Origin of the sequence: Variovorax sp. LjRoot290 (genome assembly GCF_964253985.1) — a bacterium.
In the GTDB taxonomy this organism is placed as follows: domain Bacteria; phylum Pseudomonadota; class Gammaproteobacteria; order Burkholderiales; family Burkholderiaceae_C; genus Variovorax.
Genome location: NZ_CAXURW020000001.1, coordinates 1,817,060 through 1,840,997, shown reverse-complemented (window position 1 = coordinate 1,840,997; position 23,938 = coordinate 1,817,060). Strand labels below are relative to the sequence as shown.

The 23,938-nt window shown below is 66.6% G+C and carries 30 protein-coding genes; 20 read left to right on the top strand and 10 right to left on the bottom strand.

Annotation, left to right across the window (positions count from 1 at the left end):
- The first annotated feature begins 47 nt into the window (after nucleotides 1-47).
- Together ACSQ9A_RS09400 and mnmH are read left to right on the top strand one after the other, a co-directional pair.
- On the top strand, nucleotides 48-269 hold the full coding sequence (locus tag ACSQ9A_RS09400; RefSeq protein ID WP_093102292.1) for a hypothetical protein: 222 nt from the start codon (nucleotides 48-50) through the stop codon (nucleotides 267-269).
- The gene (gene mnmH / locus ACSQ9A_RS09395) at nucleotides 269-1,330 is read left to right on the top strand and encodes a tRNA 2-selenouridine(34) synthase MnmH (protein ID WP_436303463.1); all 1,062 of its coding nucleotides are present in this window, start codon (nucleotides 269-271) and stop codon (nucleotides 1,328-1,330) included. The genes ACSQ9A_RS09400 and mnmH overlap by 1 nt, the downstream gene beginning before the upstream one ends.
- On the opposite strand, the gene ACSQ9A_RS09390 is transcribed toward mnmH, so the two are convergent.
- Both ACSQ9A_RS09390 and ACSQ9A_RS09385 read right to left on the bottom strand, forming a co-directional pair.
- The gene (locus ACSQ9A_RS09390) at nucleotides 1,317-2,222 is read right to left on the bottom strand and encodes a DUF808 domain-containing protein (protein WP_436303462.1); all 906 of its coding nucleotides are present in this window, start codon (nucleotides 2,220-2,222) and stop codon (nucleotides 1,317-1,319) included. The two genes, mnmH and ACSQ9A_RS09390, sit on opposite strands and share 14 nt — an antisense overlap.
- A 12-nt stretch (nucleotides 2,223-2,234) precedes the next feature.
- Nucleotides 2,235-2,750 (bottom strand): GNAT family N-acetyltransferase, encoded by a 516-nt coding sequence (locus ACSQ9A_RS09385; RefSeq protein ID WP_093102287.1) that lies wholly within the window; start codon nucleotides 2,748-2,750, stop codon nucleotides 2,235-2,237.
- Nucleotides 2,751-2,844: 94 nt separating this feature from the next.
- Between ACSQ9A_RS09385 and ACSQ9A_RS09380 the strand changes: the two genes are divergently transcribed.
- From ACSQ9A_RS09380 to ACSQ9A_RS09370, 3 genes are read left to right on the top strand one after another with little or no spacing between them, the layout of a single operon-like run.
- On the top strand, nucleotides 2,845-2,991 hold the full coding sequence (locus ACSQ9A_RS09380; RefSeq protein WP_170855465.1) for a hypothetical protein: 147 nt from the start codon (nucleotides 2,845-2,847) through the stop codon (nucleotides 2,989-2,991).
- Nucleotides 2,988-3,248, top strand: coding sequence for a VF530 family DNA-binding protein (locus ACSQ9A_RS09375; protein ID WP_093102286.1), 261 nt, complete (start codon nucleotides 2,988-2,990; stop codon nucleotides 3,246-3,248). The genes ACSQ9A_RS09380 and ACSQ9A_RS09375 overlap by 4 nt, the downstream gene beginning before the upstream one ends.
- Entirely contained in the window at nucleotides 3,245-3,526 is a 282-nt protein-coding gene (locus tag ACSQ9A_RS09370) for a 2Fe-2S iron-sulfur cluster-binding protein (protein WP_436290680.1), read from the top strand. The genes ACSQ9A_RS09375 and ACSQ9A_RS09370 overlap by 4 nt, the downstream gene beginning before the upstream one ends.
- Here ACSQ9A_RS09370 and ACSQ9A_RS09365 read toward each other — a convergent pair.
- The gene (locus ACSQ9A_RS09365; protein ID WP_436290681.1) at nucleotides 3,515-4,753 is read right to left on the bottom strand and encodes an MFS transporter; all 1,239 of its coding nucleotides are present in this window, start codon (nucleotides 4,751-4,753) and stop codon (nucleotides 3,515-3,517) included. The two genes, ACSQ9A_RS09370 and ACSQ9A_RS09365, sit on opposite strands and share 12 nt — an antisense overlap.
- A 48-nt stretch (nucleotides 4,754-4,801) precedes the next feature.
- Between ACSQ9A_RS09365 and ACSQ9A_RS09360 the strand changes: the two genes are divergently transcribed.
- Entirely contained in the window at nucleotides 4,802-5,443 is a 642-nt protein-coding gene (locus tag ACSQ9A_RS09360) for an RluA family pseudouridine synthase (protein WP_436290682.1), read from the top strand.
- Between the two features lie 22 nt (nucleotides 5,444-5,465).
- Here the strand turns inward: ACSQ9A_RS09360 and ACSQ9A_RS09355 are convergent, their stop codons facing one another.
- The 5 genes from ACSQ9A_RS09355 to egtB form a co-directional block, all read right to left on the bottom strand.
- Nucleotides 5,466-5,903, bottom strand: coding sequence for a universal stress protein (locus tag ACSQ9A_RS09355; protein WP_093102281.1), 438 nt, complete (start codon nucleotides 5,901-5,903; stop codon nucleotides 5,466-5,468).
- A gap of 104 nt (nucleotides 5,904-6,007) precedes the next feature.
- Complete coding sequence (locus ACSQ9A_RS09350) at nucleotides 6,008-6,751, bottom strand: 2OG-Fe dioxygenase family protein (protein WP_436303461.1); 744 nt, start codon at nucleotides 6,749-6,751, stop codon at nucleotides 6,008-6,010.
- The gene (locus ACSQ9A_RS09345) at nucleotides 6,748-7,029 is read right to left on the bottom strand and encodes a DUF427 domain-containing protein (RefSeq protein WP_093102278.1); all 282 of its coding nucleotides are present in this window, start codon (nucleotides 7,027-7,029) and stop codon (nucleotides 6,748-6,750) included. Before ACSQ9A_RS09345 ends, ACSQ9A_RS09350 begins: the two co-directional genes overlap by 4 nt.
- 37 nt (nucleotides 7,030-7,066) lie before the next feature.
- Nucleotides 7,067-8,053: an L-histidine N(alpha)-methyltransferase gene (gene egtD, locus ACSQ9A_RS09340; protein ID WP_436303460.1), complete on the bottom strand. Its 987-nt coding sequence runs from the start codon at nucleotides 8,051-8,053 to the stop codon at nucleotides 7,067-7,069.
- A complete protein-coding gene (gene egtB / locus ACSQ9A_RS09335) occupies nucleotides 8,053-9,303 on the bottom strand; it encodes an ergothioneine biosynthesis protein EgtB (RefSeq protein WP_436303459.1) in 1,251 nt (416 codons plus the stop codon). Before egtB ends, egtD begins: the two co-directional genes overlap by 1 nt.
- Nucleotides 9,304-9,440: 137 nt before the next feature.
- Here egtB and ACSQ9A_RS09330 point away from each other — a divergent pair, with 137 nt between their 5' ends.
- From ACSQ9A_RS09330 to ACSQ9A_RS09295, 8 genes are read left to right on the top strand one after another with little or no spacing between them, the layout of a single operon-like run.
- Nucleotides 9,441-10,787, top strand: a complete 1,347-nt coding sequence (locus ACSQ9A_RS09330) for an NAD(P)/FAD-dependent oxidoreductase (RefSeq protein ID WP_436303458.1) — start codon at nucleotides 9,441-9,443, stop codon at nucleotides 10,785-10,787.
- A gap of 22 nt (nucleotides 10,788-10,809) precedes the next feature.
- Entirely contained in the window at nucleotides 10,810-11,292 is a 483-nt protein-coding gene (locus ACSQ9A_RS09325) for an NUDIX hydrolase (protein ID WP_436290687.1), read from the top strand.
- Entirely contained in the window at nucleotides 11,273-11,782 is a 510-nt protein-coding gene (locus ACSQ9A_RS09320; RefSeq protein WP_436303457.1) for a GNAT family N-acetyltransferase, read from the top strand. The genes ACSQ9A_RS09325 and ACSQ9A_RS09320 overlap by 20 nt, the downstream gene beginning before the upstream one ends.
- Nucleotides 11,783-11,828: 46 nt before the next feature.
- Entirely contained in the window at nucleotides 11,829-12,236 is a 408-nt protein-coding gene (locus ACSQ9A_RS09315) for a VOC family protein (RefSeq protein WP_093102268.1), read from the top strand.
- A 27-nt stretch (nucleotides 12,237-12,263) separates the two neighbouring features.
- Nucleotides 12,264-12,683, top strand: coding sequence for a PaaI family thioesterase (locus tag ACSQ9A_RS09310; RefSeq protein ID WP_436290689.1), 420 nt, complete (start codon nucleotides 12,264-12,266; stop codon nucleotides 12,681-12,683).
- Nucleotides 12,644-13,264 carry a GNAT family N-acetyltransferase gene (locus ACSQ9A_RS09305; protein WP_436303456.1) on the top strand — a complete coding sequence of 207 codons (621 nt, stop codon included), beginning with the start codon at nucleotides 12,644-12,646 and terminating at the stop codon, nucleotides 13,262-13,264. The genes ACSQ9A_RS09310 and ACSQ9A_RS09305 overlap by 40 nt, the downstream gene beginning before the upstream one ends.
- On the top strand, nucleotides 13,261-13,683 hold the full coding sequence (locus tag ACSQ9A_RS09300) for a GNAT family acetyltransferase (RefSeq protein ID WP_436303455.1): 423 nt from the start codon (nucleotides 13,261-13,263) through the stop codon (nucleotides 13,681-13,683). The genes ACSQ9A_RS09305 and ACSQ9A_RS09300 overlap by 4 nt, the downstream gene beginning before the upstream one ends.
- On the top strand, nucleotides 13,680-14,165 hold the full coding sequence (locus tag ACSQ9A_RS09295; protein ID WP_436303454.1) for a RidA family protein: 486 nt from the start codon (nucleotides 13,680-13,682) through the stop codon (nucleotides 14,163-14,165). Before ACSQ9A_RS09300 ends, ACSQ9A_RS09295 begins: the two co-directional genes overlap by 4 nt.
- Here the strand turns inward: ACSQ9A_RS09295 and ACSQ9A_RS09290 are convergent.
- On the bottom strand, nucleotides 14,162-15,862 hold the full coding sequence (locus tag ACSQ9A_RS09290) for a long-chain fatty acid--CoA ligase (RefSeq protein ID WP_436303453.1): 1,701 nt from the start codon (nucleotides 15,860-15,862) through the stop codon (nucleotides 14,162-14,164). The two genes, ACSQ9A_RS09295 and ACSQ9A_RS09290, sit on opposite strands and share 4 nt — an antisense overlap.
- A gap of 150 nt (nucleotides 15,863-16,012) precedes the next feature.
- On the opposite strand from ACSQ9A_RS09290, the gene ACSQ9A_RS09285 reads away from it, so the two are divergent.
- The 6 genes from ACSQ9A_RS09285 to ACSQ9A_RS09260 all read left to right on the top strand — a co-directional run bounded on the left by ACSQ9A_RS09285 (nucleotide 16,013) and on the right by ACSQ9A_RS09260 (nucleotide 21,273).
- Entirely contained in the window at nucleotides 16,013-16,453 is a 441-nt protein-coding gene (locus tag ACSQ9A_RS09285; protein ID WP_436303452.1) for an OsmC family protein, read from the top strand.
- 55 nt (nucleotides 16,454-16,508) lie between these two features.
- Nucleotides 16,509-17,474 carry a Bug family tripartite tricarboxylate transporter substrate binding protein gene (locus ACSQ9A_RS09280; protein ID WP_436303451.1) on the top strand — a complete coding sequence of 322 codons (966 nt, stop codon included), beginning with the start codon at nucleotides 16,509-16,511 and terminating at the stop codon, nucleotides 17,472-17,474.
- Nucleotides 17,475-17,686: 212 nt separating this feature from the next.
- Nucleotides 17,687-18,082, top strand: a complete 396-nt coding sequence (locus ACSQ9A_RS09275) for a response regulator transcription factor (protein ID WP_436303450.1) — start codon at nucleotides 17,687-17,689, stop codon at nucleotides 18,080-18,082.
- Nucleotides 18,079-18,837 carry a YaiO family outer membrane beta-barrel protein gene (locus ACSQ9A_RS09270; RefSeq protein WP_436303449.1) on the top strand — a complete coding sequence of 253 codons (759 nt, stop codon included), beginning with the start codon at nucleotides 18,079-18,081 and terminating at the stop codon, nucleotides 18,835-18,837. The genes ACSQ9A_RS09275 and ACSQ9A_RS09270 overlap by 4 nt, the downstream gene beginning before the upstream one ends.
- Complete coding sequence (locus ACSQ9A_RS09265; protein WP_436303448.1) at nucleotides 18,818-19,882, top strand: HEAT repeat domain-containing protein; 1,065 nt, start codon at nucleotides 18,818-18,820, stop codon at nucleotides 19,880-19,882. The genes ACSQ9A_RS09270 and ACSQ9A_RS09265 overlap by 20 nt, the downstream gene beginning before the upstream one ends.
- Before the next feature lie 125 nt (nucleotides 19,883-20,007).
- The gene (locus ACSQ9A_RS09260; protein WP_436303447.1) at nucleotides 20,008-21,273 is read left to right on the top strand and encodes a glycosyltransferase family 2 protein; all 1,266 of its coding nucleotides are present in this window, start codon (nucleotides 20,008-20,010) and stop codon (nucleotides 21,271-21,273) included.
- A gap of 10 nt (nucleotides 21,274-21,283) precedes the next feature.
- Here the strand turns inward: ACSQ9A_RS09260 and ACSQ9A_RS09255 are convergent, their stop codons facing one another.
- Nucleotides 21,284-23,785, bottom strand: a complete 2,502-nt coding sequence (locus ACSQ9A_RS09255) for a CHASE domain-containing protein (RefSeq protein ID WP_436303446.1) — start codon at nucleotides 23,783-23,785, stop codon at nucleotides 21,284-21,286.
- Nucleotides 23,786-23,938 lie beyond the last annotated feature (153 nt).

Below are 23,938 nucleotides of genomic sequence, written 5' to 3'. Positions count from 1 at the left end.
GTGGATCGCCCGAAGTTGGTGCGCAGTGCCGCCCCGTAAACTCGGGCATGGCTTCCAGATCCCCCAGAGCGCCGCGCATGCTCGAGCGCGGCCTCATGTGCATCCTCATCGGCGCGGCGGTGCTGCTCGCGCCGCACTTCCTGCAGTCGCCCGCCTGGCGCGAGACGATAGGCGGGGCTTACGTGGTCGGCTGGTTCGCGCTGGTGCTCGGCGTGGCGCTGGTCGCGGTTGACCTGTTCCAGCGCGCGAAAAAGTCTGGAGGCCGCTGATGCGCGACCCGGTGCGCGTGGGCGACCGCCAACGCTTCGACACGCTCATCGATGCGCGCTCGCCGGCCGAGTTCGCGATCGACCACATCCCCGGCGCGATCAACTGCCCGGTGCTGGACGACGAAGAGCGCCGCATAGTCGGCACGCTCTACAAGCAACAGGGCGCCTTCGAAGCGCGCCGGGTCGGCGGCGCCATGGTGGCCGCGAACATCGCCCGGCACCTGAAGGCGCAGTTCGCCGACCGGCCAGCCGACTGGAAGCCGCTCATCTATTGCTGGCGCGGCGGCCTGCGCAGCGGCTCGATGACGACCTGGCTGCGCCTCGTCGGCTGGGACGCGCAGCAGCTCGCCGGCGGCTACAAGAGCTGGCGCCGCCACGTGATCACGCAGATCGAAACCCTCTGCCCGCGGCTCGAGCTGCGCGTGCTGTGCGGCGCCACCGGCAGCGCCAAGACGCGTGTGCTGCAGGCCATGGCGGCGCAGGGCGAGCAGGTGCTCGACCTCGAAGGCTTCGCCGCCCACAAGGGCTCGCTGCTCGGCGCCCTGCCCGGCGTGCCGCAACCTTCGCAGACCGCCTTCGAGACGCGCGTCGCCGAGCTGCTGGACCGCATCGATCCGCAAAAGCCGCTCTACGTCGAGGGCGAGAGCCGCCGCATCGGCCGCCTCAACGTACCCACGGCGCTGGTGGAGCGCATGCGCGCGAGCCGCGTGATCGAGATCGACGCCAAGCCCGAAGCACGCCTGGCCTACCTGCTGCGCGACTACGCCTACCTCGGCGACGACCCGGAGGCGCTTTCGCGCCAGCTCGCCATGCTGAAGGAATTGCACGGCAAGGTCGTGATCGCGCGCTGGCAGCAATGGGCCGCCGAGCGCAACCTGCCCTCGCTGTTCGCGGAGCTGACCGCGTTGCATTACGACCCGGCCTACAAGCGATCGCAGGCCAGCCATTTCGCGCGCTGGGACGAACGGCAGGTCTTGCGCGTCGACGACCTTTCGGACGAAGGCGTCGAGGCGATCGCGCGCCGCGTGGCCGCGGCCGGCCAGGAACTCAGCGCTTCTTGAGCGCTTTTTTCACGAGCTCGACCACGCCCAGCACGATCGCGCCGGCCACGATGCCGACGCCCGCATTGGCGCCCATCGAACCGAGGCCGCCGACCAGGCTGCCTGCGTTCAGCGCCCAGGCCTCGACCGCATGGCCCAGGGCCGGCACGCCGTGCACCAGGATGCCGCCGCCGACCAGGAACATGGCGGCGGTGCCGGCGATGGAGAGCGCCTTCATGAGCCAGGGCGCCGTCGCGAGGATGCCGCGGCCGAGCGCTCGCGAGCCCGCGCCTTCGCGCTGGCTCAGATAGAGCCCGGCGTCGTCGAGCTTCACGATGCCCGCCACCAGGCCGTAGACACCGACGGTCATGACCAGCGCGATGCCGACCAGCACGCTCAACTGCGTCACGAAGGGCTGGCCCTGCACCGTCCCCAGCGTGATCGCGATGATCTCCGCCGACAGGATGAAGTCGGTGCGCACCGCGCCCTTGATCTTGTCCTTCTCGGCCGCGACCACGTCAACGCCGGGGTCGGCAACCGCATGCTCGTGGCGCGCCGTGTCGGCTGCGTGTTCGTCCTTGTGCAGGAACTTGTGCGCGAGCTTTTCGCAGCCCTCGAAACACAGGAAGGCGCCGCCGATCATCAGGAGCGGCGTCACCAGCCAGGGCAGCCAGGTGCCGATGGCCAGCGCCGCCGGCACCAGGATCGCCTTGTTGATGAAGGAGCCCTTGCACACCGCCCACACCACCGGCAGCTCGCGCTCGGCCTTGACGCCCGAGACCTGCTGCGCGTTGAGCGCCAGGTCGTCGCCCAGCACGCCGGCGGTCTTCTTGGCGGCAAGCTTGGTGAGGATGGAAACGTCGTCGAGAACGGTCGCAATGTCGTCGAGCAGAAGCAGCAGACTGGTCGCCATCGTGATTTATTTTTAGACGTTGCGTTTGAGGCGGATCTCTTCGATCTTGATACCACCGATCGAGGTGGTCTTGGCGGTCTTCATCTCGCGCTTGAAGCCGGCCAGTTCGTGGAAGCGCATCGCACGGTCGTTGCGCAGCGGCACCCAGATGGTGACCAGCGTGCAGCCCTCTTCCTCGAGGCCGTCGCGCGCGGCATCCCACAGCGCGACGCCGACGCCCTTGCCCCAGTGCTCCGGCTTGACGTAGATGGCCCAGATTTCGCCGGTGGTCGAAGGTGTCTTGGCATCGCGCGAACGGTCGAAGCCGACGAAGCCCACCACCTCCTCGCCCAGCACCGCCACATGCACCTGCGGCTCGCTGAACTCGATCGCCTCGCGCCATTTCGCTTCGCGCGTGGACGGCGCCAGCGCGCGCAGCTGGTCTTCGGGCAGGATGCCCGTGTAGGCGGCCCGGGCGGCGGCGGCGTGAACTTCGGCGATGGCTTTGGCATCGCGCATGGTGGCGGGGCGAACTTCGTAGTCGGACATGGATGCGGGGGAACAAGCGGTAAAGGGCCGTATTGTCGCCGCGCCGGCAGGCCCTAAACTTCCTGCTGCATTCGCATCTATCCGGAGAATCACCATGGCCAAGAGTCAACAGCGCAGCAACAAGGAAGCCAAGAAACCCAAGAAGGACAGCTCCCCGCCGAAACCGCCAGGCGCAGGCATCGAACCGGTGCGCACCATCACCACCGCGGTCATCCCGCGCGGCAAGCTCAAGAACAAGTGACGACGGCGCCGCAGCAGCCCCGCAACCCCTTGCACGGGCTCACGCTCGAGGCCATCGTGACGGCGCTGGCGGCGCACTATGGCTGGCAGGGCCTGGGCGAGCGCATCCCGCTGCGCTGCTTCACCAGCGACCCGAGCGTGGCCTCCAGCCTCAAGTTCCTGCGCAAGACGCCGTGGGCGCGCGAGAAGGTCGAAAGCCTCTACCTCTTCATGCTGCGCGAAGAGCGGCGACAGGCCTCGCGCGGCACGCCGCCATGAAGGCGCGCATCGAGCCCGGCGGGTTCGACTTCGACACCGAGCCCGGGCTCACGCTGCTGCAGTCCGCCGCTGCGGCCGGCATCGAGCTGCCGAGTTCCTGCCGCAACGGCACCTGCCGGACCTGCATCAGCAAGCTGAGGGCCGGCGAGGTGCGCTACCGCATCGAGTGGCCGGGCGTGAGCGCCGACGAGAAGGCCGAGGGCTGGATCCTGCCCTGCGTGGCCGAGCCGCTGGGCGATGTCACGCTCGACGTGCCATACGCGTTTTCACACTTCTGACCGAACGATCCGGTCGCGCTGCGCGAGCGAGGGAAAGAGCCGGAACCAGGCGAGCGCCACCAGCACCGTGCCGACGCCGCCCGTCACCACGGAGCCCACCGGCCCCAGCAGTGCCGCGGTGGCGCCCGACTCGAACTCGCCGAGCTGGTTGCTGGCGCCGATGAAGATCGAGTTGACGGCGCTCACGCGGCCGCGCATCGCGTCCGGCGTTTCGAGCTGCACCAGCGTCTGCCGGATCACGACGTTGACCATGTCGGCGCCGCCCGAGACCGCAAGCGCGATCAGCGAGACGAGGAAGCTGCGCGAGAGGCCGAACACCACCATGCAGACGCCGAAGGCACCCACCGCCATCAGCAGCGTGCGCCCCACGTGCCGCTCGATGGGCCGGCGCGTCAGCATGATCGACATCGCCAGCGCACCGACCGCCGGCGCGCTGCGCAACAGGCCCAGGCCCCAGGGCCCCGTGTGAAGGATGTCCTTGGCGAAGATCGGCAGCAGCGCGACCGCGCCGCCGAGCAGCACCGCGAACAGGTCGAGCGAGACGGCGCCGAGCACGGGCTTGCGCTTCCAGATGAAGTCCACGCCTGCCAGCACCGTCGCCAGCGTGACCGGCTCGCGCGGCGCCGGCATGTGGTCGTAGCGCAGCTGCATCAGCAGCAGGCTGCCGACGGCGAAGAACAGCAGGCTCGCGCCGTACACCACGCCCGTGCCCGCCGCGAACAGCAGACCGCCCAGCGCCGGCCCGCCGATGATCGCGCCCTGCATGCCGGCCGAGCTGAAGGCCATCGCGCGCGGCAGCATCAGCGGTGGCACGAGCAGCGGCGTCAGCGCCTGCTGCGCCGGCATCTGGAAGGCGCGCACCGCGCCCAGCACCAGCGACAGGCCGAGCAGCAATCCGCGCGAGTCCTGATGCGTGTAGACGGCGCCGAGGAGCAGCAGCGCGACCGCGCCCTGCACCGCGAGGCAGGCGGCGACGATGCGGCCGCGATGGTGGCGATCGACGATGTGGCCCGCCAGCAACGCCAGCAGCAGCGCCGGCACGAACTGGTAGAGCCCGACCAGGCCGAGATCCCAGGCGCTGCCGGTGAGCTCGTACATGTGCCAACCGATCGCGACCAGCAGCATCTGGGCGGCGGCCGAGCCGAAGAGCCGCGCGGTCCACAGCCGCATGAAGGGCCGCTCGCGCGTGAGATCGGAAAAATTCGGCGAGGCGGCGCGGGCGGACATTGCATCGAGGATAGCTGAGCATCAAAGGCTTCTAGACTTGCTAGGCCCATGACTTCGCTGCGCGTGATCCACGAAGACCCCCATCTGCTGGTGCTCGACAAGCCCGCCGGCCTGCTGTGCGTGCCCGGGCGCGGCGAGGACAAGCAGGACTGCCTCAGTGCGCGGGCGCTGCAGCGCTGGCCCGATGCGCTGGTGGTGCACCGGCTCGACATGGCCACCAGCGGCCTGGTGCTGATGGCACGCAGCCCCGCGATGCAGCGCGCGCTCGGCGATGCCTTCGCGCAGCGGCGAATGCGCAAGCGCTATGAAGCGATCGTCGACGGGCTGCTGCCGCTCACCGACGAATGGGCGCTGATCGATGCGCCGCTGGCAGCCGATTGGCCGCGAAGGCCGCTGCAGAAGATCGATCCCGAATCAGGCAAGCCGAGCCAGACGCGATGGCGCGTGAAGCGCCAGCTGCCCGAGCGCCATGCGAGCCACCTGTGGCTGGAGCCGCTGACCGGCCGCAGCCATCAGTTGCGGGTTCATCTGCTGTCGATCGGCCACCCGATCCTCGGCGATGCGCTCTATGGCAGCGAGGAAGTGCGGCAACGCGCGCCGAGGCTGCTGCTGCACGCGAGCGCGCTCGAGTTCATGCACCCTGCCGACGGGCGAGTACGGCGTTTCGAGAGTCCGCCGCCGTTTGCCTGAAAAAAGCCTTTGCCTCCGGCCCTCAGCCCTTGACCACCAGCACGGGGACTTTCGAATCCTGCAGCACCCGCTGCGTCACGCTGCCGAGCAGCAGTTTCTCGATGCCGGAGCGCCCGTGCGAGCCCATCACGATCAGGTCGGCCGCGATCGCCTCGGCGGTATCGACGATGCCTTCGTGCACCACGTGGCCGTCGATCACGCGCTGGTCGCTGTGCAGCCCTTCCGCCGCCAGCGCCGCGACACCGCGCGCCAGCGCCGCGTTGGCGCTGCTGGTGGCGGCTGCGAGGTATTCGTTCTGGCCGAGCGCATAGTCGGCGCCCACGCCGATGAAAGGATAGTTGTCCACCACGTGGATCAGGGTGATGCGGCTGCCGAATGCCAGCGCCAGTCCGCTGGCCTTGCTGACCGCAAGCATCGACGTTTCGGATCCATCGATCGGGACCAGGATGTGATTGAACATGGCAGACCTCTTTCGTTCGCAGGGCTCGCAGGGCGAGCCGGACCCCGAATTTACATCCAGGGAGAGGGCCGGACTGTAGGACGGCTACGGTCCGGCAAGTGGCGTCAATCGCCTTGAAATGCGTCGGCTCGGCAGGTCACGACCAGCGTGTCGCGCCAGCCCGGCTGGCCTTCGACCAGCGGCTGGATCGGCGTCGACTCGTGGATCATGCGCGCGTCGTCGAGCAGGAGCAGCGTCCAGGGCTCGGTCATCGTGAAGCGTTCGCCGCGACGGCCCGCGGCCTCGAACACGCGCGTTTCGCCGCCCTTGATGTTGTGGCGCCCGATCAGCGCGACCGCCACCAGGTCGACGCCGTCGCGGTGCGCGCCCTCCGGCGTCGGCCGGCCGATGCCATCGGCGGTGTCGATGCGGAACTGGTGCGCCTCCACGTACCAGCGCTGCGTGCCGCGCAGGCCGCTCGCCACGCCGCCCAGGCCGCGCAGCAGCCGCTGCCATGCGGGCTGCGCCAACGTTCCCGCTTCCATCGGCGCGAACCAGCGCTGCATGCCGCCATGCAGCGCGTTGTATTCCACCGGCTGCCAGTGTGCGCGGTGCGGCACCTGTTCGAGCGCCGCATCCTCGACCGTGAAGCAGGCATGGCGCCGCGTGCGATAGCGGCCGCCGTCCTTCAGGTATTCGTCGGGCGGCAGTTGGTCCCAGTCGCCGTGCAACGCGTCGAATTCGGTCAGCGAGGTACCCAGCCACTCGACCACGCCTTGCGGACTCAGGACGACGTAGCCGTCCTGGCGCAATGCGGCGACGAGTCGATCGGGCGGCGTGAACGGCGGATTGAAGAGGCCGCTGCTCACTCCGTCACCTTCACGTCCTTCCAGAAGGCGACGCGGTCCCGGACCATCTCCGCTTCGGGCTTGGGGTCGGCGTAATACCAGGCGGCATCGGTGTGGAGCTCGCCGTTGACCAGCAGCGAGTAGTAGCTTGCGCTGCCCTTCCAGGGGCAGGTGGTCTTGTGGTTGCTGAAGGTCACGTGCTCGCGCTTGAGCGAGCTCATGGGGAAGTAGTGGTTGCCTTCGACGAGCACGGTGTCGTCGCTCTCGGCGATGGTGACGCCGTTCCAGGTTGCTTTCATGACAAGGTCTCCATGCCCGCAGAACGCGGGCAGCACCTTATTGTGCCGCGGGCGATTGCAGCCAGTGGACGCTGAACAGGCGCTCGGGATCGGTCCACACCGCGGCCGGCCTGAAGCCCGCCTTCACCGCGAGCGCACGCAGGCCTTCGGCGGTGAACTTGTGCGAGTTTTCGGTGTGGATGGTTTCGCCCTCGTCGAAAGCGAAACGCTGGCCGTCGAGCGTGACGGTCTGCGCGCGGCGGCTCACCAGGTGCATCTCGATGCGCCGCAGCGGCGCGTTGTAGAAGGCCGCATGCGTGAAGCCGTCGAGGTCGAAATCGGTGTCGAGCTCGGCGTTGGCGCGGCGCAGCAGGTTGAGGTTGAAGGCCGCGGTCACGCCCTGCGCATCGTTGTAGGCCGCATGCAGCAGCGCCGGGTCCTTGACCAGGTCGACGCCGAGCAGCAAGCCGCCGCCGCGCAGCAGGCGCTGGGCCAGTTGCAGGAAGGCGAGCGCTTCATCGGGACTGAAGTTGCCCAGGGTCGAGCCGGGAAAGAAGCCAACGCGCTGGCCCATGCCCTCGCCGCGCGCGGGCAGCACCAGCGGCATGGTGTAGTCGGCCACCAGGGGCTGCACCACCAGCCGCGGATAGTCGTCGCGCAGGCGTTGTGCCGCCGCTTCGAGGTGCTCGCCGGAAATATCGATCGGCACATAGCGCTTCGGCGCATCGAGTGCGTCGAGCAAGAGCCGCACCTTGGTGAGCGAACCGGCGCCGAATTCGATGATCTCGGCCTTCGGGCCGATCTGGGCCGCGATCTCGGAGGCGCACTCGGTGAGGATGCGCAGCTCGGTGCGCGTCGGGTAGTACTCGGGCAGCTCGCAGATGCGGTCGAACAGCGCCGATCCCGCGACGTCGTAGAAGAACTTCGGCGGGATGCTGCGCGCGCCGCGGCTCAGGCCCGCGAACAGCTCGCGGCCGAAATTGGAAAGCGGCGCGGCCCGCTGCGCGGTGCGAAACGCGTGAAGGTTGAATGCAGGATTGCCCATCAGAGCTCCTTCGCGAGCCGCAGCCCCGAGAACTGCCAGCGCGCGGCCGGCGGGAAGAAGTTGCGGTAGCTGGGGCGCGTGTGCCCTTCGGGCGTGGCGACGCTGCCGCCGCGCAGCACCAGCTGGCCGACCATGAACTTGCCGTTGTATTCCGCCGCGATGCCCGCGAGCGGGCGAAAGCCCGGGTATGGGTCGTAGGAAGAACGCGTCCACTGCCACACATGGCCGCTCATCTGCATGATGCCGGGCGCGTCGTGTGCGGCCTCCCATTCGAACTCGGTCGGCAGCCGCGCGCCGGCCCATTCGGCGAACGCGGCCGCTTCGTAGAAGCTCAGCTGGGCCACCGGCGCCTCGGGCTCCAGCGGCCGCACGCCGTGCAGGCCGAAGACATGCCAGCCCGCCGTCGCACCTTGGTGGGCGAGCCGCGGATCGTCGGGCGCGAGCCAGTAGGCCGGGCAGCGCCAGCCCTGGGCCTGTACCGCGGCCCAGCCGTCGGACAGCCAGAGTTCGGGCCGCTGGTAGGCGCCGTCGGCAATGAACTGCGCATAGTCGCCGCAGTTCACGAGCCGATCGGCGATGGCATAGGGCCGCAGCAGCGCCGCGTGGCGCGGCGTCTCGTTGTCGAAGGCGAAGCCTGCGCCGCCATGGCCGACCTCGACCAGGCCGCCGGACTGCGGCAGCCATTGCATCGGCGGCGGTACCGAGGCCAGCCGAAGCGCCGGCCCTGCCGCGGCCCGGTACGCGGGCAGCAGCGGGTTGCAGGACAGGGCATGCAGGATGTCGGTGACGATGAGCTCGTGGTGCTGCTGTTCGTGATGCAGCCCGAGCGTGACGATCGCCGCGATCGCATCCCAGTCCCGGCCCTCGCCCGCCGTCTCGAGCAGCGCCTCCACCGCTTCGTCGACGTGGCGGCGGTAGGCATGCACCTCATCGAGCGAAGGCCGCGTCAGGAGCCCGCGCTGCGGCCGCGGATGGCGCGGGCCCAACGCCTCGTAGTAGGAGTTGAAGAGATAGTGAAAACGCGGATCGAAGACGCGGTAGCCCGTGGCATGCGGCTGCAGCAGCACGGTCTCGAAGAACCAGGTGGTATGGGCCAGGTGCCATTTGGTCGGGCTGGCATCGGGCATCGACTGGATGCACTGGTCTTCGGCCGAGAGGGGCGCCGCGAGAGCGAGGCTTTGCGCACGCACCGCCTGGAAACGATCGCGCAACTCGTCTGCAGCAGGCGCGGCCGGCCGGATGAGATTCATGGGGTCTCCAATTTTTGGATCGAAAGGTTTTAGCCCATGGAGACAGGCGGGTGCCGTAGGACAAGCCCGCGCAGTCGAACGCGACACTTTGGCACAAGACGCTGGTGCGTGCCAGAGCCCTGCGTATCATCCGGCGGATGAGTACGACTACCCCCTCCCAGCGCCCCCGTATCGTCATCGTCGGCTGCGGATTCGGGGGCCTGGAGGCGGCGCGAAAGCTGCAAGGCGCCGATGTGGACGTCACCATCGTCGACAAGACCAACCACCACCTGTTCCAGCCGCTGCTCTACCAGGTGGCGACTGCCGGGCTGGCGGCGCCCTCGATCGCAGCGCCGGTGCGCCTCCTGTTCCGCCGCCAGCCCAACATCACCACCCTGCTCGGCGAAGTCACGCAGATCGATCCGGTTGCGCGCGAGGTGCAGCTGGCCAGCGGCACCCGCCTCGGCTGGGATCACCTGATCGTGGCCGCCGGCGCCACCCACAGCTATTTCGGCAACGACGGCTGGGCGCGAATGGCACCGGGCCTGAAGACGCTGGCCGATGCCTTCGAGATCCGCCGCCGCGTGCTGATGAGCTTCGAGGCCGCCGAGATCGAGCCCGACCCGGCGCGGCGCCGCGCGTTGCTGACCTTCGCGGTGATCGGCGCCGGCCCCACCGGCGTCGAGATGGCCGGCACGCTGGCCGAGATCGCGCGCCACACGCTGGAAGGCGAGTTCCGTCGCATCGACCCGGGCAGCGCCGAGGTGCTGCTGATCGAGGGCGGCCCGCGCGTGCTGCAGGCCATGCCCGAAAGCCTGAGCCAGCGCGCGCTGGAGCAGTTGCAGAAACTCGGCGTGCAGGTGCGCCTCAACGCCAAGGTCACGGCCATCGACGAGACCGGGCTCACGGTCGAATCGCCCTTCAGCGACGGCGGCGCCGGCACCGGCAGCCACCGCATCGACTGCCACTGCGTGATCTGGGCTGCCGGAGTGGCCGCCTCGCCGCTGGGCCGCCTGCTGGCCGCCGCGACCGGGGCCGAGACCGACCGCGCCGGCCGCGTCAAGGTGCTGCCCGACCTCAACGTGCCGGGCCATCCGGACATCAGCGTGGTCGGCGACCTCGCGGCCGCCATGAGCCACCGGCCGGGCAAGGAGCCGAAGCCGGTGCCCGGCGTCTCGCCCGGCGCCAAGCAGATGGGCCGCGCCGCGGCGGTGAACATCCTGCGCCGCATCGCGGGCAAGGAAACGGTGCCCTTCCGCTACCGCGACTACGGCAACCTCGCGACCATCGGCCGCAACTCGGCCGTGGTCGACCTCGGCACGCCCTTCGGGCCGCTGCGCTTCTCGGGCCGGCTGGCCTGGCTGTTCTGGCTGTTCGCCCACGCTTATTTCCTGATCGGCTTCCGCAATCGCATCGTGGTGCTGATGGACTGGGCCAGCGCGTACTGGAGCTTCCAGCGGCATGCGCGGGTGGTGGCGGAGGTCAGGGGCAGGGGAGAGTCCTGAGCGGACGGTTCCGCCGGCGGCCATGATCTCTTTCGACGCCGACACGCATCGCTTCAACCTGCGAGCCGCAGCGGTCGTGCTGCACGAGGGCGCTGTGCTGCTGCACCGCATCGAGGGCGATCCGTTCTGGTCGGTGCCCGGCGGACGGGTCGAGCCCGGCGAAACCGCTGCCGCCGCAGTCGTGCGCGAGCTGCAGGAAGAACTGGCGGAGACCGTGCATTGCGAACGCATGCTGTGGGTGGTGGAGAACTTCTTCAACTACCGCGGGCGGGAGCACCACGAAATCGGCCTGTACTTCCTGGCGGAGCTCTCCCCGGGTTCGCGCCTGCTCGCAGGACCCGGGCCCTTCATGGGCAGCGAGGGCGAACTCGCGTTGACCTTCGAGTGGTTCGACTGCGCAAGGCTCGGCAAACTCGATATCCGGCCGTCGTTCCTGGCGCGCGCGCTGGCGTCGCCTGCGCTTCCGTTCGAACATGTGGTCCACCATGAGCGAGAAACCGCCTGAATCCCTGTCGTTCCGGCCGCTCGAGATGACGGACCTTCCGATGCTTCACGAATGGCTGTGCCGTCCGCACGTCAGCGAATGGTGGCAGCCCTCCCCCACGCGAGCCGAGGTCGAAGAGGAGTTCGCGCCGTTGACCGACGCCGGCCGCGACACGACGCACGGCTATATCGCCCTGCTCGGAGCTCGCCCCATCGGCTTCATCCAGTGCTGCGTAGTCATGGGTTCCGGCGACGGCTGGTGGGAGGAAGAAACCGACCCCTGTGCGCGCGGCATCGACCAGTTCCTTGCCAACGCGGAAGAGCTCGGAGCGGGCCTCGGCAGCGCGATGGTGCGCGCATTCGTCGACCGCCTGTTTCTGGACCCCGAGGTCAGCAAAGTGCAAACCGATCCTTCGCCGGACAACGGGCGCGCCATCCGTAGCTACGCGAAGGCCGGCTTCGTTGCGCACGGAGAAGTCATGACGCCCGACGGCCCTGCCCTGCCCTGCTGATGCTGCGCACGCGATCGACCGGCGACCCATCCACCTGGAGCACACAATGATCCACATCCGCGACATCGACCACCTCGTCCTGCGCGTCATCGATCTCGACCGGATGCTTCGCTTCTACTGCGAGGTGCTCGGCTGCACGATCGAGCGGCGGCAGGATGCCATCGGCCTCGTTCAGCTCCGCGCCGGGCGCTCGCTCGTCGACCTCGTTCCGGTGGACGGCGAACTCGGCCGCGCCGGCGGTGCTGCGCCGGGCAAGGAGGGGCGCAACCTCGATCACTTCTGCTTTCGCGTCGAGCCCTTCGACGAGGCCGCCATTCGCCGCCACCTCGAAGCCCACAAGGTCGAAGCCGGCCCGCTGGCGACCCGAAACGGCGCCGAGGGCGAGGGGCCTTCCATCTATATCACCGATCCGGAGGGCAACGTGATCGAACTCAAGGGACCGCCCGACAATTGATCCTTTCCATCGAATCGCGTTCATCCCATGTTGACTCCCGAACAACTCAACCAGCGCGGCGCAGAAAACCTGCCCGGCCATCTCGGCATCGTCATCACGCACGCGAGCCTCTCGGAAGTGCGTTCCGAACTGGCCGTGAAGACATCGCTCATGGCGCCCAACGGCTACCTCCATGCGGGGAGCGTGGTCACCTTGGCCGACACCTCCTGCGGCTACGGCTGCGTCGCCAACCTGCCCGAAGGCGCGACGGGCTTCACGACCCTCGAGCTCAAGTCCAACCATCTCGGCACCGCGCGCGACGGCACCATCGAATGCACGGCAACCGCGGCCCATCTCGGCAAGACGACGCAGGTATGGGATGCCGTGGTGAAGCACCGGGAGACGGGCAAGACCATCGCCCTCTTCCGTTGTACGCAGATGGTTCTGTACGCCAAGCAGAGCGGCTGAGCGCCGAAAGCCCCGTGGAAAAGCCGCTCGCCTTCCACGAGGTCTCCGCCGAGCGCTGGCCGGACTTCGAGCGCCTGTTCGAAGCCAAGGGAAGCCCCAAGTATTGCTGGTGCATGGCCTGGCGCGCATCGTCCGCGGAAGCCAAGGAAGCGGACGACGCCAGCCGCAAGGCGGCGATGAAAGAGCGCGTCTGCTCGGGCACACCGGTGGGCCTGCTGGCCTATGCCGGCGAGGAGCCCGTGGCGTGGTGTTCCATTGCGCCGCGCTCGACCTACCGGCGCCTGGTCGGCGACCAGAGCGCCGACGACGGCATCTGGTCGATCGCCTGCTTCTTCGTCGTCCGAAGACTGCGCGGCACGGGGATTTCGCGACAGCTCATCGCCGCCGCGGTGCGCCACGCGCGGTCGCATGGCGCGAAGATGATCGAGGCCTATCCCGTGGACGCCGACTCGCCAAGCTACCGTTTCATGGGCTTCGTGCCTGTGTTCGCGGAGGCAGGCTTCGCCGAGGTGGGGCGCGAAGGCAAACGCCGCCACGTGATGCGCCTCAAACTTTCATCACCACGCCGTTCGAATAAATGAAGATTCGCCCTTTCCAGCCCTCCGATGAAGGCAGCGTCGTCGCACTCTGGCACGCATGCGGCCTCACGCGCCCGTGGAACGATCCGCACCGCGACATCCAGCGCAAGCTGGGCGAACAGCCCGAGCTCTTTCTGGTCGCCACCGAGAACGACGCGCTGCTCGGCTCCGCGATGGTCGGCTTCGACGGCCACCGCGGCTGGGTCTACTACCTTGCGGTATCGCCGCAGCATCGCAGGCTGTCGATCGGCCGGGCGCTGATGCAGGAAGCGGAACAGTTGCTCATCGAACGCGGTTGCCCCAAGATCAACCTGCTGATCCGCTCGTCCAATGCCGAGGTCATCGCGTTCTACCGCAAGCTCGGGTACACGCGGGACGACGTGGTCAGCCTCGGACGACGGCTCATTCACGACACCCCATGACGCACATCGAAAACAAACTCAAATCCCTGGGCCTGGTTCTCCCGCCGCCGATTGCAATGCCCGCCGGCGCGGTGCTGCCCTTTCCCTGGGTGCGCATCGTCGGACAGCGGGCGCTGATCTCGGGCCACGGACCGCAGCATGCCGACGGCTCGCTCGCCGAGCCGCTCGGCAAGGTCGGGCGCGAGCTCACGCTCGAAGATGGTTACGAGGCGGCGCGCCTGACCGCGCTGGGCATGCTCGGCAGCCTGAAGCGCGCGCTCGGCGACCTGGACCGCATCACGGCCTGGGTCCGCGTGTTCGGCATGGTCAACGCGGCACCGGGCTTCGACCGCATGCCGTCCGTGATCAACGGCTTCTCCGACCTGATCCTCGAGCTCTACGGGCGCGAGGTCGGCGCGCACGCACGCAGCGCAGTCGGCATGGCCGAGCTGCCCTTCGACATTCCGGTGGAGATCGAAGCCGAGGTCGAAATCCGCGACTAGGACCCCGTTCCCCTGCTCTGCGCCTCCTGTAGCAGCCGCCACATCACCTTGCCGCTGCCGCTCTTGGGCAGCGCATCGACGAACTGCACCGCGCGCGGAATCTTGTAGACCGCCATGTTCTCGCGGCACCAGTCGATGATGTCCTTTTCGGTGGTGTTCTTGTGCGTGGCGCGCAGCACCACCACGGCCTTGACCGACTCGCCGCGGTAGTCGTCCTTCATGGAGATCACGCAGGCTTCCTGGATCGCCGGGTGGCGGAACATCAGCAGTTCGACCTCGGCCGGCCAGACCTTGAAGCCACTGGCGTTGATCATCCGCTTGAGTCGGTCGGTCATGAAGAAGTAGCCGTCCTCGTCCATGCGGCCCATGTCGCCGGAGCGGAAGAAGCGCTTGCCCTCAAAATCGACGAAGGCCGCGGCCGTGGCGTCGGGCCGCTTCCAGTAGCCCTTGAACACCTCGGGGCCGTGGATGATGATCTCGCCCGATTCGCCGATCGGCATCTCCTTCAAGGTGTCGGGGTCGACCACGCGCGCATCGGTGCTCAGGTAGGGGATGCCCAGGCACTGCTGCTTGGGGTTCTCGAAAGGGTTGGTGTGCGAGGGCGCCGCGGTCTCGGTGAGGCCGTAGCCCTCCTGGTACTTCAGCCCGTACTGCTCCAGCAGCCGCTGCGCCACCGCCTGCGGCATCGCCGCGCCGCCGCCGCCGATGTAGGTGAGGCTGCTGAGGTCGAAGTTCGCGAAGTTGGGGCTGGCCATCAGGTCGATGACCATGGTCGGGATGTTGGTCCAGCTCGTGACCTTGCGGCGCGAGATCAGGCGCCCCGCCACCTCGCGGTCCCAGCGCGGCATGATGACCAGCGTGCCTCCGACCAGGATCGTGGTGTGCATCATGCTCACCACGCCGGTGATGTGGAACATCGGCACCACAGCCAGCACCACCGCCTCGCACGAGCCCAGGCCCCAGAGCTGGCCCGCGAAGGCGTTGTGCATCGGGCTCGAATGGTTGTGGATGCAGCCCTTGGGCAGGCCCGTGGTGCCGCTGGTGTAGGGCAGGAGCGCCATGTCGTTGGCGCCGACCACGTGCTCGGGCGGCGCATGCCCGGAGTTCAGCGCATCGGTCCACGCCATGACGGCGCCGTCCGCCAGCGCGGGCAGCGGATGGCGCGCCAGCAGCCAGTCGCGCCACACCGGCGGCGGCGCCTCGTCGCCGCCGGTGTCGGCATCGAAGGCGTCGGTGAACTGGGTGACGATCATGTGCGCCAGCCGGTCCTTGGGCGCGAGCGCGTCGCTCGCCTTGGCGAGCTCGGGCGCCAGGTCACCGGTGGTGATGGCGACCCTGGCATCCGGATCGGTGATGTAGTGCTTCAGCTCCTCGGCGCGGTTCATCGGATTGACCGGCACCACCACCGCATTGGCGCGGAGGATCGCGAAATGCGCGATCACCAGCTGCGGGCAGTTCTGCATGTCGAGGATCACGCGGTCGCCGCGCTTCACGCCCAGCGCATGCAGCGTGCCGGCCAGGCGCTCGACCTGGTCGGCGAGCTCGCGGTAGCGGGTCTCGCGGCCGAAGAAGACCATGGCCGCCTTGTCCGGAAAGCGCGCCGCGGAAGTGGCGAGGTTGTGCCACAGCGAGGTGGCGGGAACGGTGATCGAACGAGGCAGGCGCTCTGGCCAGAACTTGTAGTGCGGGCGGTCCATACGGTGATCAGTCTCCAATCAGCGCCGAGCCTACGATGCCGGGCGCGCGCCTCGCATCGGGGAAGCCCCGACGGCGTCACCTGGGTGACTCCCGGCGCGTTCTGCCGTACAACGGCAGGTCGTTCCACCCCACCCACCAAAGGAGCTCACATGGCAGCAGACAAGCACGCAAGCGTTCACTGGGAAGGCGCCGGCAAGGCCGGCAAGGGCCAGATCAGCACCGAAACCGGCGCGCTGAAGGACTACCCCTACGGCTATACCAGCCGCTTCGAGGACGACAAGCGCGGCACCAACCCCGAAGAGATCCTGGCAGCGGCACACGCCGGCTGCCTCACGATGGCGCTGGCCTTCGCGCTCGAAGGCGCGGGCTTCACGGCCGACGCGATCGACACCAAGGCCGCGGTGCGCCTGGCCCGCGACGGCGCGGGCTTCAAGATCGACCGCATCCAGCTCGAGCTCGAAGCCACCATTCCCGGTATCGACGACGCCAAGTTCCAGGAACTGGCGGCCGGCGCCAAGGCCGGCTGCCCGCTCTCCAAGGCGCTCGCCAGCGTGCCCGAGATCACCCTGAAGGCGAAGCTGCGCAGCTGAAGCCTGCGGCGGCGGGCCGCTGTTTATGATCGTCCGCCACAACGAGGGGACGAACATGAACAGCAGCACCAGGACGCTCATCGCGGCCTTGTGGATGGCGGCGTCGGCCCACGCCACCGCCGCCTTTCCGGAAAAACCCATCAAGGTCGTGATCGGCTTTCCGGCCGGAGGTCCGCTGGACCAGCACGCGCGCCTGCTCACCGACAAGCTGCAGGCCGTGCTCGGCCAGCCGGTGCTGGTCGACTACAAGCCCGGCGCGGGCGGATCGGTGGGCGCCGACGCGGTGGCCAAGAGTCCGGCCGACGGCTACACGCTGATGCTGGCGAACACGGGCGTGGCGGTGATCAACGGGGCGCTCTACAGCAAGCTGCCCTACAACACGCTGAAGGACTTCACGCCGATCGCGCGCACCGCGATGCAGCCGCTGGCGCTGCTCGTCACGCCCAAGCTGCCGGTCAACAGCCTGCAGGAGTTCGTGCGCTATGCCAAGGCACGCCCGGGGCAGATCAACTACGGCTCGGCCGGCAACGGCGGCATCAGCCACCTGGTGCCGGAGATGTTCAAGACCGCCACCGGCCTCTTCATGGTCCACATCCCCTACCGCGGCAGCGCGCCGGCCTTCACCGACCTCATGGGCGGCCAGGTCCAGTTCATGGCCGAGTCGATCCCGCAGGCAGCCAACTATCACAAGCAGGGCAAGGTGCGCGCGCTCGCGGTCACCAGCGCCGCGCGCAATCCCGCCCTGCCCGATATCCCGACCGTGATCGAGAGCGGCATCAAGGGCTTCGAGGTGGTCGGCTTCTACGGTTTTCTTGCGCCGGCCGGCACGCCGAAGGACGTGGTGGCCAAGCTCAGCGACGCCTTCAAGCAGGTGCTAACCAGCCCCGAGGTGCGCGATCGCATGGTGAGTCAGGGCGCCGACCCAGCTTTCCTCGATAGCGAGGACTTCGCAAGGTTCCTCGCGGCTGAAACCCCGCGCTGGGAAAAGGCAGTCAAGGCCTCCGGTGCAAAGATGGACTAGGTGTTGAGTCGCAGATAGCGCATTAGTTTTCATTTGGACGTTACCCTGGAACTCGGTGTTCCACGTCGGCGGACTCGCAATGCGAGCCGCGACTCGCGCGCGCTTCGGACAGCGCGCGAGGGCGCTATTTGGCCGCACAATCTGCGGAGAATTTCCATCGCTGGAAGATCGACGTCCACTGCAAGCGCTGATCCAAACATCCGCCATCTCTTATGAACCTTCCGACTACGAAGCAGGCCTCGGTTCTCGTTGTTGAGGACGATGAGAATATTGCGTACCTGTTGAAGTTCATGCTGGAGCGGGAGCAGTACAAGGTTGCCCTGGCGCGGGACGGCCGCAAGGCCAAGGAGTTCATCGAAGCTCAATCGCCGCCGCACATCGCCTTGCTCGACGTCATGCTGCCCTTCGTGGACGGCTTCGAACTCATCCGGCTGATCCGCGGCAGCATCACCTGGCGGTCCGTCCCCATTTTGATGCTGAGTGCCAAGACGCAAGAGCAGGACGTGGTGCGGGCGCTGGATGCAGGTGCCAACGACTACGTCCAGAAGCCATTCGCTCCCAACGAACTGCTGGCGCGCGTTCGCCGGTACGCAAAGGCACCCTCGTGAGGCGTGGTGCGGTCGCCGGCATCCTGTTTGCCGGGCCACTCGTCGCCGCCTGGGCCGGACCCGTCGATCACGGGGATTCGATCGAAGTCGCGGCCGAGCACCAATCATTGAGCAAGGGATTCGCGGACTGGCGGGAAACGTCGCTGCGGCTCGCCCGCGCGTACGGCCCGCGCGAACTCCTCTCCATGAATGTCAGGCGGACAGACCGGTTCGGCCTTGACGACACCTCGGCCGGTCTGGCCTACACAGTGCCGCTCGACCCGCGCTTCGTCGCCTCGATGGAAGCAAGCTTCAGTCCCTCGCATCGCGTCTTGCCCAGGCATGAGCTGGGGGCGGCGATCCAGTACGAGTTCGCACCCGCGTGGCTGCTGCACGGGGGCTTCAAGACCACCGCGTATGACAACACCACGGTCCGCCAGGGCCTCGTGCGGCTGGAGCGCTACGTGTCGTCGTTCAGCTGGTCCGTCGCATGGCGGCCAACTCAAGCGCTGGGCACCTACGCGCAGGGGGTCGAGTTGCGGGGCAGCTACTACTACGGAGACAAGAATGTCGTGGGACTGATCCTCGCGGCCGGTCGGGAGGCGACTGCGATCGGCGAGCAGCGCGTGGTATTGGCGGACGTCCGCACCGTGGCTTTGACCGGTCGGCACTGGTTCGATCCAGCCTGGGCCCTGACGTACTCGCTGGAGCGAATTCGCCAGGGCACCTTCTACTCCCGAAGCGGAATTCGACTCGGTGTTCAATACAGCTTTTGAGCCGCTGGTGGCCTTCGGTCTCATCGCCGGAGTTGCCGTGTTGGGTCTTAACCTGGTGCTGGCCGGGCTGATCATTGCTCTGCGCGAACGACTGAAGCGGCAAGAGAGGGAGCAGAAGGAGTTCAAGGCGATTTGGCAGCCCGCGCTTTTGGGTGCCTTGTCAGGCCCTGCGCAGTACTTGCTGCCGCCGCTTAGATTGCAAGATCAGATGGCCTTTCTCAAATTGTGGAACTACATGCAGGAGTCCTTGCGTGGCGATGCCACAGTCCGTTTGAACGAGATCGCTCTTCAACTGCGCTGCGATGAGCTGGCCCGCCGCCTGCTCCGGGACGGGAATCCAACCGAGCGCCTGCTCGCCATGTTGACGCTGGGCCATCTGCGCGATAGCAGGGCCTGGGCCGCGCTGCAGATCGTTGTCCAAACTAAAGAAACCATTGCATCGCTGACCGCGGCCAGGGCGATGATTCAAATCGATCCCATCGCCGGAGCACACCACCTCATGCCGTCGGTGCTGAATCGCCCGGATTGGGAAATTCCCCGGCTGGCGCGGATGCTGGGCGAAGCGCGCGTCACATTCGAGTCGCTTCTTGTTCCAAGGGTCGCCGCGCTGCCGTCCGCCCAGAAGCTGCGCGGCCTCCAGTTGCTCGAAGTGCTGCGCACCCAACTGCCCGACGCTGCGCTGCTGGGCCTGCTCAACTCGGAGAAAGAGCCCACCATCATTGCGGCCGCGCTGCGCCTGGCGAATACCTTCGCTGTCCGGCCCGCCGTGCTCTCGCATCTGGCGCACACCGACTGGCGTGTCAGGGTGCGGGCTGTCCATGCCCTGGCTCACGTGGCCGTCCCGTCAGACGTTCCACAACTCGCTGCGATGCTCGGCGACAGCGAATGGTGGGTCCGCTACCGAGCAGCCCATGCGCTGGTGAGCCTGCCGTTCCTCGCACACGAAAGTCTCGACGGGCTCAAGCGCCTCAGCGACGATCGGTTGGGCCGACTGGCGCTCGATCATGTCTTTGCCGAACGAGGTCTCCTATCACACAGCAGCTGATCGTTGAACTCGCGACGTGGTTCATCTTTGGCTACTTCGTTCTGCTGAACGGCTCCTATCTCGCGCTCAATTTCCTGAGCCTCGTCAGGCTCCACCGGGACAACCAGGCCAAGCTGCTCGATGACTTGCCGCAAATCTACTCCGGACTGGAGCCGGCCATCAGCATCCTGATGCCGGCCTTCAACGAGCAGGCCAGCATCGCGGCGTCGGTGCGCTCCATGCTTCAGCTGACCTACTCGGAGTTCGAGGTGATCGTCATCAATGACGGTTCGAGCGATGCGACCCTGGAAATGCTGGTGCAGGAGTTTTCGCTCGTCCCGTTCCCCGAAAGTTATCGACTGCGCCTCCAGACCGCACCGATACGTACGGTCTATCGTTCCCCGCGCTTTCGCAACCTGCGCGTGGTAGACAAGGAAAACGGCGGAAAGGCGGATGCGCTCAACGCAGGCATCAACGCCGCACGCTATCCGTTGTTCTGCGGCGTCGATGCCGACTCCGTGCTCGAGCGAGACAGCCTGCAGCGGGTGGTCAAACCATTCCTGCGTGATCCCCGGATGGTGGCGAGCGGGGGAACGGTGCGGATATTGAACGGTTGCGAAGTGCAAGACGGCGTCTTGACACGCGTCGCGTTGCCGCGCAACTTCCTGGCACTCTGCCAAGTGGTCGAATACCTGCGCGCGTTCCTGTTCGGACGGCTCGGGTGGTCACAGTTGAACGCCATGCTGATCATCTCCGGCGCATTCGGGCTGTTTCGCACGAACACCGTGGTTGAAGTGGGTGGCTACCGAACGCGGACCATCGGCGAAGACATGGAACTGGTGGTGCGCATGCACCGCATCCTGCGCCAGCGCGGCCAGCCCTACCGGATGGAATTCGTCCCGGAGCCCGTTTGCTGGACCGAGGCCCCGGAAGACTTGGCCACCTTGCGAAACCAACGCATCCGATGGCAGCATGGCCTCTGCGAAAGCCTCACCAGCAACTGGGGCCTGATGTTCAGCTCGCGCGGCGGGGCACCCGGATGGCTTGCTTTTCCATTCATGGTCCTGTTTGAATGGCTGGGACCTTTGATCGAAGTCGCCGGCTGCGTCCTCCTGCTTTTTGCAGCCCTGCAGGGGCTGGTTTCTTGGGCCGCGTTCGGCGCATTCATGTTCCTGGCGCTGGGATTGGGCGTCCTGCTTTCAGCATCAGGCCTCTTGCTCGAGGAGATGTCTTTCCATCTGTACCCGAAGCTTCGGCAAGTGGCGCTGCTGGGCCTGGTCGCTCTTCTGGAAAACTTCGGCTATCGTCAGCTCAACACGACCTGGAGATTCATTGGGCTGGTTCGATGGGCCGTGCGGCACAAGGCCCGCTGGGGAACGATGAAGCGCAAGGCCCACTGGAAGGATCAATGAGACCGGCCGCTCAGGGGCCGGAAACCCCAGGCAGGTCGAAGAAGAACTCCGTGCCGACACCCACGGTGCTGATGTAGTCGATACGCCCGCCGTGGGCCTCGACGATGCTCTTGCAGATGTTCAGGCCAAGACCGGTTCCCCCTTGTGCTCGACGGTCCGACCCGTCGGCTTGAGCAAATCGATCGAAGATTCGCGGGCGGAACTCCGCCGGGATCCCGATACCCTGATCCGACACGCAGACACGGATTTGCCCGTCGACCATGGACATCCGAACGGATACCGGATGGTTGGGCTTGGAGAACTTGACCGCGTTGGAAATGAGGTTCACCAGGACTTGAACGATGCGGTCCGGGTCCACTTCGACGTACAGATTGTCGAGACGGCTTTCAAATTCGAGCGATACGTGGAACTGATCGGCATAGGCCCGCATGGCCCCAACGGCCTGGTCGACGAGCGGCGCCAGCGCTTGCCTTGATTTCGCGTAGTGCATAAGCCCCGCCTGGATACGCTCGACATCGAGGACATCACTGATCAGGCGCATCAATCGCTCACAGCTCTTGTGTGCGACGGCGACAAGCTCTTGGACATCGGGCGGCAGCGGACCCGCCGTTTCCGAACCCAGCAGGCTGAGCGAACCGTAGATCGCCGTCAGCGGCGTACGCAGTTCATGCGAGACGGTCGAGATGAACTCATGCTGCATCCGCTCGATCTTCTTTCGCTCCGAGATGTCCATGTAGGTCGTGACGAACCCGCCTCCAGGCATCGGTGCACTGCGCACTTCGAGCGGTTTGCCGTCGTGCCGCTCTCGCTCGAACACCATGCGCGTCGGATACTGCGCACGTTCGAGCATTCCAGCCACGATGTCCTCGACGGGTCCGGGGCCGTACTCGCCGCGCGCGGCGTTGTTGCGAACCACGTCCTCGAAGCGAACCGATCGCCCTGAAAAGAGTTCGTCCGGCAGATCGAGCAGCTCGCGAAACTGCTGATTGCTGGCGGCGAGATGCAGTTGGCCGTCAAACACACTCAGGCCACAAGGCAGGTTCTCCATGATGCTTTTCAGCATCGCGTGATTGCGGCGCAGCTGCTCTTCGGCGTGTTTTCGGGTGGTGACGTCAAGGCCGATTTCCATGAATCCCGTCAAGCGACCCTGGGCGTCGTGGCGGGGCTGCACCTCCAGTTCGATGGCGTGGTGCGTCCCGTCCTTCGATCGATTGACGACTTCGACGCGACAGCTCGTCTGCGCCTCGGCAGCGCGATTCATGACGGCGTAAGTCTCGGGATCGGTCCTGCCGCTGCCCAGAAGCTGAAGCGGTGTTTGACCGCGCGCATCTTCGAACGTATAGCCATAGAAGCTCGCGAACGCGTCATTGAACCACTGGATCTTGCAATCCCGATCGGTGATCACCACCAAATTGGAGGTGTGCCGCACGACAGCCGCCAGTCGCTCCAGATCGGTCGTCATAGCTTGTGCCAGTGCGTAGGCACGTGCGCGTCCTGTGGCAAGCAACCACATGGTGAGCGCCAACAAAAGGCTCACGAGCACGCCGCCCACGCGCAATGACGTCGGAATCCAGCGATCCAGGTCGTGCTCGAAGGCGGGCGTGGTGTTCACGCGAAGGGTCAGCTGCCTGCCACCGATCGGCAGCCGCGCAGTCATTTCTTGCACGGCCTTGCGCGAAGTGCTTTCGTCGGCGTGCAGGGTGCTCCCCCCGGGAGTGCCAGCAAGAGATTTGCTGGCGAAGAGAAGATTGCCAGGCTCCGCATCTCCGTCGTACAACGAAAAGTCGATCTGCCGATCCGAGCCGCCCGCGCTGCCAGCGAGCAGGTCTTCGGCCACGATGGGGGAAAACAGCAACCCGAGCAATTCGGCCTGACGCTGTTGCATGACGCCAGGATCCTTCCCGCTTCGATACACCGGCGTCATGTAGAGGAAGCCAGGGCGCTGTCTTTCGGATTGCAGGAAGATGCGACCGCTGAGCGTGGGGCTCCCTGTCGACACGGCACGCTCGATCGCTTGTCTGCGCGTGCTTTCGGACCCGATGTCGTACCCCAGAGCCGGTTGGCTGATCGCGACGGGTTCAAGGAATTTGATCACGTACAGATCGGGCGCATTGCCGACGGTCCGCACGGTGAAATGGGGAGCTTCGTCGCGTCGCTCGGCGGCGACGAAATCGGGCAAGTCGTCCCGGCTCACACGCTGAGCAAAGCCGAATCCACGGACACCAGGAAACTCCTCCTGCAGGTTGCGGGAGTTCACGTAGGCGCGAAAAGCGTTTCTGCTGACTGCCGGATTGACGGCAAAGATCCCGCGCGCTCCATTGAGTCCATGCACCGGCTGCCGGAACCGCCGCTCGATTTCTGCTTCAACGAGTTCCACCTGGCGCTCAAACTTTGCCCTGGTGGCTGCGTCGATGTTCTGCTGTTGCAAACGCGCCGCGGCAAAGGTCAAGAACAGCCCAAGCGCGAGCACCGCCCCGGTCAACAGCACTCGCACACGAAAAGGCCTGTTCACTCTGGACTCCACGACATCGACCGCATTCTGCCGGAGCGATGCACCCAAAACGGCCGTTTCCGACGGCCAGCCTGACCAAACCGGGGGCCAAGCACCCGATTTGGTGCACAAATCTTGCATACCAGTTGGCATGAAAACTGCTGATATGCAAGC